This is a genomic window from Massilia sp. P1_C10 (assembly GCF_056406475.1).
Genome location: NZ_JBFUAC010000017.1, coordinates 1 through 6,447 on the forward strand (window position 1 = coordinate 1; position 6,447 = coordinate 6,447).

General features: G+C 64.1%; 3 protein-coding genes and 3 rRNA genes. All 6 read right to left on the reverse strand.

Annotated elements, in window-relative coordinates; translation table 11 throughout:
* Positions 1 to 99 (reverse strand): 16S ribosomal RNA (locus AC1D02_RS22085); the annotation flags it as partial.
* 427 nt (positions 100 to 526) lie between these two features.
* Complete coding sequence (locus AC1D02_RS22090) at positions 527 to 835, reverse strand: hypothetical protein (protein ID WP_477320611.1); 309 nt, start codon at positions 833 to 835, stop codon at positions 527 to 529.
* Positions 832 to 3,219, reverse strand: coding sequence for a DUF8189 domain-containing protein (locus tag AC1D02_RS22095; RefSeq protein WP_477320612.1), 2,388 nt, complete (start codon positions 3,217 to 3,219; stop codon positions 832 to 834). The genes AC1D02_RS22090 and AC1D02_RS22095 overlap by 4 nt, the downstream gene beginning before the upstream one ends.
* Positions 3,220 to 3,486: 267 nt before the next feature.
* A complete protein-coding gene (locus AC1D02_RS22100) occupies positions 3,487 to 5,856 on the reverse strand; it encodes a penicillin acylase family protein (RefSeq protein ID WP_477320613.1) in 2,370 nt (789 codons plus the stop codon).
* Between the two features lie 154 nt (positions 5,857 to 6,010).
* Positions 6,011 to 6,123 (reverse strand): 5S ribosomal RNA (gene rrf / locus AC1D02_RS22105).
* Positions 6,124 to 6,267: 144 nt separating this feature from the next.
* A 23S ribosomal RNA gene (locus AC1D02_RS22110) occupies positions 6,268 to 6,447 on the reverse strand; the annotation flags it as partial.

The following is a 6,447-nucleotide window of genomic DNA, read 5'->3' on the forward strand; positions in this document are numbered from 1 at the left end:
CGCCACTCGCCGCCAGGTTGCCCCGCGCTGCCGTTCGACTTGCATGTGTAAGGCATGCCGCCAGCGTTCAATCTGAGCCAGGATCAAACTCTTCAGTTCAATCTCTGTTTAATGTCCTTGCGGACAGATCGCTCACTCAAAATACTGACAGGCCACTTCTTGCGAAGCGCCTATATTTCTTTTTTGTGAACATTTGATAATTTAAGTATTCAGTGACCGAGGTCACTGGCACCTTCATCAAACGCCCACACTTATCGACTGTTAATTGTTAAAGAACTTTATTCGGTACTGCCTTGCGGCTTGTCGACAAATCGTTTTGTTTGTCAGCCGCGAAGAAGAAAGAGTATGAAGCGTTTTCGCTGTTTCGTCAACTTCTTTTTTCTGCACCGTCGCGTTTCGCGACGTCCCCAGCTGCTCGTTTTTGCTACCGTTTCAGCGGGGAGGCGAACTATAGCAAAGGGGCGCGACGCTGGCAAGGGCGATTTGAAAAATGGGGTCGGGTCCGCCGGACCAGACCCCAGGGGCGTCAGCCGCCCCGCACTTTCAGCATGTCGCTGCGCACTTCGACCACTTCAATCTCGCGGGAGTCGCCGAGACGGAAACGGTTCATGCCCAACGGGGTCATGCTCACCGTAGTGCGCTGCAGCCTGTCGTCCGGCCCCGGCACGCCGGTCGTGCACTGACCGGGCCTGCTGAAGTCGAGCGTGTCGCGCGGACGCCGGGCCGGTGGAAACGCAAACGAGTCGCTGGGACGATAGACCTTGTCGGATCCGACGTCCTCCTCGAACGAATGCGTCCACGAGCCGCTGAGGCCCTGCTCGCCGCCGCCCATCATTGAATCGCGACCAGCGTCTGGCCGGCCTCGCCCTGGATGTAGGCCGGCGGGATCTGCGCTTCAATGGGCGGCTGCTCGGGCTTCTGCGCCTCGCGCAGCACGGAAATCGTGCCGTCCATGAAGTCGTAGCCAGTGACCGAAGGCGTCCATGCGGAGCCGTTCCACGCCTTGTGATACAGGGCGCTATCGGTGCCGGTGACGAACACGTCGAGCCGGTTCGGGCCCCACGCGACGGCGCGCGGCTGCGAGGTGCAGATGCCGCCCATCGCCTCGAAGCCGGTGACCGATGGTCCCCATGCGGAGCCGTTCCACCACTTGTGATACAGCGCGCTGTCGGTGCCGATGACGAACACGTCGAGCCGGTTCGGTCCCCACGCCACCACTTCCGGCTGGCCGATGCAGATGCCGCCGAGGCGCTCGAAACCGGTCAGCGATGGGCCCCATGCATGGCCATCCCACCATTTGTGATACAGCGCGCCGTCGGTGCCGGTGACGAACACGTCGAGCCGGTTCGGGCCCCAGGCGACTACCTTCGGCGCCGAAGTGCACACGCCGCCCAGCCGCTCGTAGCCGGTGAGCGATGGGCCCCACGCATTGCCGTCCCACCACTTGTGATACAGCGCGCGGTCGGTGCCGATGACGAACACGTCGAGGCGGTTCGGGCCCCACGATGCGACTTCGGGCTGGCCGACGCACACGCCGCCCATGTTCTCGTAGCCGGTGACCGACGGCCCCCACGACGAGCCGTTCCACCACTTGTGGAACAGCGCGCGGTTGGTGCCGAGGACGAAGACGTCGAGGCGGTCCGGTCCCCACGAGATGGCGCGCGGATCGCCGACGCACAAACCGCCCATGTATTCGTAGCCGCTCAGCGACGGGCCCCACGCGGAGCCGTTCCACCACTTGTGATACAGCGCGCTGTCGGTGCCGGTGACGAACACGTCGAGCCGGTTCGGGCCCCACGACACGGCCTGCGGCGAGGAGGTGCACACGCCGCCCTGGTTTTCGTAGCCGGTCAGCGAAGGTCCCCACGAGCTGCCGCCCCACCACTTGTGATACAGGGCGCGGTCGGTGCCGAGCACGAAGGTGTCGATGCGGTTCGGCCCCCACGCCACCACCGGCGACGAGCTCGGACGGATCGTGCTGACGACGCCGGCGCCGACGCCGATCGCGCTGCGCACGCCATCGAGGCAGGCCTGCATACGCGCGACCTGGCCGGCGGTGAACATGACCATCGCGCGGTCGTCGACGTAGTCCATGTAGTTCATGAACATGTCGCCGTTCGGGCCGTTGCTGCAGCTAAGGTGCGGGAATGGCGGCGCGCCGAAATTCGGGCCGCCCTGGTTCGGCGTGTCGGCCACGTTGTCGGTGCCCGAGCAGCCGGTGCCGTCGTCGCCCCAGATGTGGTTCAGGTTCAGCCAGTGGCCGATTTCGTGCGTGCTGGTGCGGCCGAGGTTGAACGGCGCGGCCGCAGTGCCATTGGTGCCGAACGCCGAGTGCAGGCACACCACGCCGTCGGTGTTGGCAGGGCCGCCCGGGAACTGGGCGTAGCCGAGCAGGCCGCCGCCAAGCGGGCATACCCAGATGTTCAGGTAGTTCGCCGATGGCCACGCGTCCATGCCGCCGCTGGCCGCCGACTTGACCGCGTCGTTGTCGCTGAAGGCGGTGACCGTGGTTTGGCGCCGCTCAATGCCGGTCGACGGCGCGCCGGTCGGCGTGCTGGTGGCGAGGAAGAACTCGATGCGCGCGTCGGTGGCGAGCGGCAGGAAAGGCGCGGGGGTGATCGAGAAGTCCGAATTGGCGCGGCGGAAGTCGCGATTGAGCACGTCGATCTGGCTCGCGATCTGCGCATCGGAAATGTTCTGCGCCGCGGTGTTCCACACCACGTGCACCACCACCGGAATGCGCGTGATGCCGGTGCGCTGGGTCGACTCCTCGCCGGTTTCATAGCGGCGCGCGTGAATTTCAATCTGGTCGCGCATGCGCGCGTATTGCGGATCGGTCGACAGCAGCCGGCGATGCACCGCCATGGTCCCACAGGTGCGGACGTTTGGCGTGCCGCCGCCGCCATCGCCGCGTCCACCGATGCCGATGCCGCCGCCATCGCCCATGCCGCCTCCCGGCATGCTCTGGCCGATCCCGGCGCCGCCTGCTTCCATGCCGCCTTTGGGCATGCCTTGTTGCGCGCCCCGCTGACTCACGCCGGGCATGCCGCGATCGTTGGGGTCGGACTCGCCCATCAGCGCTTCGCTGGGCATCTGCAGCGAGCCGTGATCGGCCTCGCCATTGCCTTGCATCCCATTCATGCTGGCGGCGGCGTCGTCCTGCTCGCCGCCTTCGCGATCACCCATACCTGCCGCTCCCTGCGATTTCTTGGTCTTCATCTTTGCTCCCGGTTGGACAGCATCATTGTTGTGCGCACACGCTCGGCGCGAACGCACTCCTTTCCGAATCCGGACCCGGTTCGGAAAACTCGTGGACTCTGCAAGCGGCGAAGGATCCCGGGCGGGTGCGCGGGAGTTGGCGGCGCCGGGAAACCGGGCGCCGCGTTTGCCGTGAGAGATCAATACTCGCAAACTCGCGCGCAAAAAAGAACCCAGCAACTATGCGGGGTTTGTTTGTCTTTCAGCCGCCGCTGCGTGACACCAGCATTACTCCGACAGCGTGAGGAGGCGGTAGTTCGGGTCCGATTTGATCTTCTCTTGCGCAAACGCCAGCGACGGCCATTCCTTGCGCGAGAACAGCGGCACCTGGTCCTTGTAGTGCGGCGATGTCGGGTCGACCGACTGGCCGTACACCAGCATCGCCTGCGCCACTGGACCGGCGTCGTCGAAGGTCACCGCCTGGATATAGCTGCTGCCCCAGGCGACGTCGTGATAGCCGCTCGCGTCGAGCGGCGCGGCCATGTGGATCGAGTTGTAGGAGCCGTCGATGTCGCCGATGGCGCCGTGGACCGGCACGCGCACGCCTGCGCGCGTGTCGTCCTGGAAATCGCCGAGGCGGCCGTCGAGCGGGATCTTCAGCGCCTGCAGCTTTTGCACCGCGCTCTTCAACGCGGCCAGCATCGCGGGCGCGGCGCCCGGCGCCAGGCCGGACGGCGTGTTGACCGGATCGCTGGCGACGAGCGGCTTGGCCCACTTGCCGGGGATCGCAGCGGCAAGGTTCCAGAATTCGCGAAACAGCACCGCGCCGCGGCTGTCCAGATTGGCGCGGCGGTCCCACGCGGCCAGCACGTTGCAGGCTTGCGCAAGGGAGGCATCGCCGGCGCACAGCGGCAGCAGTTCCGGCAGGATCAGTTCGGCCGCGTAGACCCGGTCGGCAAACATCAGCTCGCGCACGTCGGCCGGCTGCAGGCGCTTGCGCTGCGCAATCATTTCCTCGAGCTGCAGGAAGCCGATCCGCGTGCGCAATTTCTGCTCGACGCCGACGGCGCCGTACAGCGGCGAGAAGCCGAACGGCCCCGGCCCCTTGAACAGCGCGCGCGGATTGGTCAGCCAGTAGCTGTCGTTCGAGTTGCCGACGTAATCGGCGCGGATCATCCACGGTCCGTTGGCCGGCGCGTAGATGCCGGCCGGCGCGCCGGCGTCCTGGCCCCAGCCGCAGCCGCCGCGCGAGCCGTCGAACATGAGCAGCAGCGGCATCACAAGGCAATCGGACGCGAACTTGTCGGCGCCGACGCGCGGCACCACGCTGGCGTCGGCGTACATGGTGTTGCCGTGGCGGTCCACCGCCACCGTGTTGATCCACGGAAGTCCGACGATGCGGTCGAGCGCCGTCTTCATCTCCTGCACGCTGGCCGACGAACCAAGCGCGATCCACTGCTCCATCAGGCGGGTGTTGTTGCGGTTGGGGTCGGCCAGCACGTGCACCGCGGCGGGCGTCCAGGCGATGCCCGCCTCGGGCTTGACCAGCACCGCGCCCTGCTTGCTGAAGTAAAACGTCTTGCGGCGGCTGGCGATGCGCCCGTCCGGCATGCGGATGTCGACCGTGACCGTCTTCGGCGTCATCTTTATTTTGGCGCCGTCGGACAGATAAGTGGTTCCGCTGGAATCGCCGGGATCGAGCGCGAGCCTGAAGGTGGTGAAGTGCACCGCCGTCGTCACGGTATGCGTCCACGCGACGTCCTTGTTGAAGCCGATGACGACGATCGGCAGTCCGCCCAGCGTCACGCCCATCGCATCGTAACGGCCGGGGATGGTCAGGTGCGCCTGGTAGAAGCGGTCGGTGCTGGTCCAGGGGTAGTGCGGATTGCCGAGCAGGATGCCGCGTCCGCTGACCGACAGGTCCTTGCCGATCGCCAGGCCGTTGCTGCCCAATTTGGAAGCGGTCAGTTGCGCCAGTCGGGTTTGCACGAAGGAGCGGTCCGGCTTGCGCGGTGAGATGCGTGCGACCACCGGCGCCACCACGCCGGGATCGCGCGCGCCATCGACGATTTCTTTCGCGAACACCTCGCCGGAAGCGTGCAGCGCTTTTTCGGCGATCACCAGCATCATGTCGTCGGCCGTCATCGGCCTGACCCACGCAGCGTTATTGCAAGCGGCCGGATAGCGGCCTGCGTAGTCTTTCAGGTAGCGGTTGTAGCCGGCGGCATAGCCCTCGAGCAGATCGCGCGCCTCCTTCGAGCCGGCGGCGTAACCGGCGCGCAGCTGCTCGATGTCGAGATAGCCCTTGAAGAAGAAATCGCTGTCGGCGTTATTCAGGTCCATGAAGTCGCTCGCCGCGCCGTACTCGCCATTCAACGGACGAGTGGCGTGCGCATCACTGCCGAAGAATCGCGAACGTTCGCCGCGGACGGTCAACAGGCTGTCGGCGAACATGCAGACATTGTCCTGCGCGTAGGCGTAGGACAGGCCGTAGCCGATGCCGCGGAAATCGGCGGCGCGCACATGGGCGACACCGTAGCTCGTGCGCGCCAGCTCGGCGCTGAATGTAGCAGGAGGAGCCGGCGGCGTGTCGCCGCTTCGGCCGCACGCGGCGAGCGCGCATGAAAGGAATATCGATAGGCAAAGACGCGCTTGCATGGACACCTCCTGGGCGGAAGAAATGCGGACCGGCGGTCATCATCGCTGTAGGGGTGCCAAGCGTTATTGACTCGACGCAAGCTTGGTGGGCGTCACAAACCATCAGACGAAAAAAAACCCAAGCATTTCTGCTTGGGTTTTTCTCTTATAACTAGCCTGACGATAACCTACTTTCACACTGGTTGCAGCACTATCATCGGCGTAAGCTCGTTTCACGGTCCTGTTCGGGATGGGAAGGGGTGGTACCGAGTTACTATGGTCATCAGGCATAACTTGTACAGGTCTTGCTCCCAATGGGGCAGCAATTCCTAGAATCTGGAAGAAGTAAGTTTTTGTATTACATGGGTAATGAGTATGAATCAGAACAATCAACAGCGCCGTTCTTCTTATCTCCGTACCTGTTAAGGTTATAGGGACAAGCCGTACGGGCAATTAGTATCAGTTAGCTTAATGCATTACTGCACTTCCACACCTGACCTATCAACGTCCTGGTCTCGAACGACCCTTTAAAGAGCTCAAGGCTCTGGGAAATCTCATCTCAAGGCAAGTTTCCCGCTTAGATGCTTTCAGCGGTTATCTCTTCCAGACTTA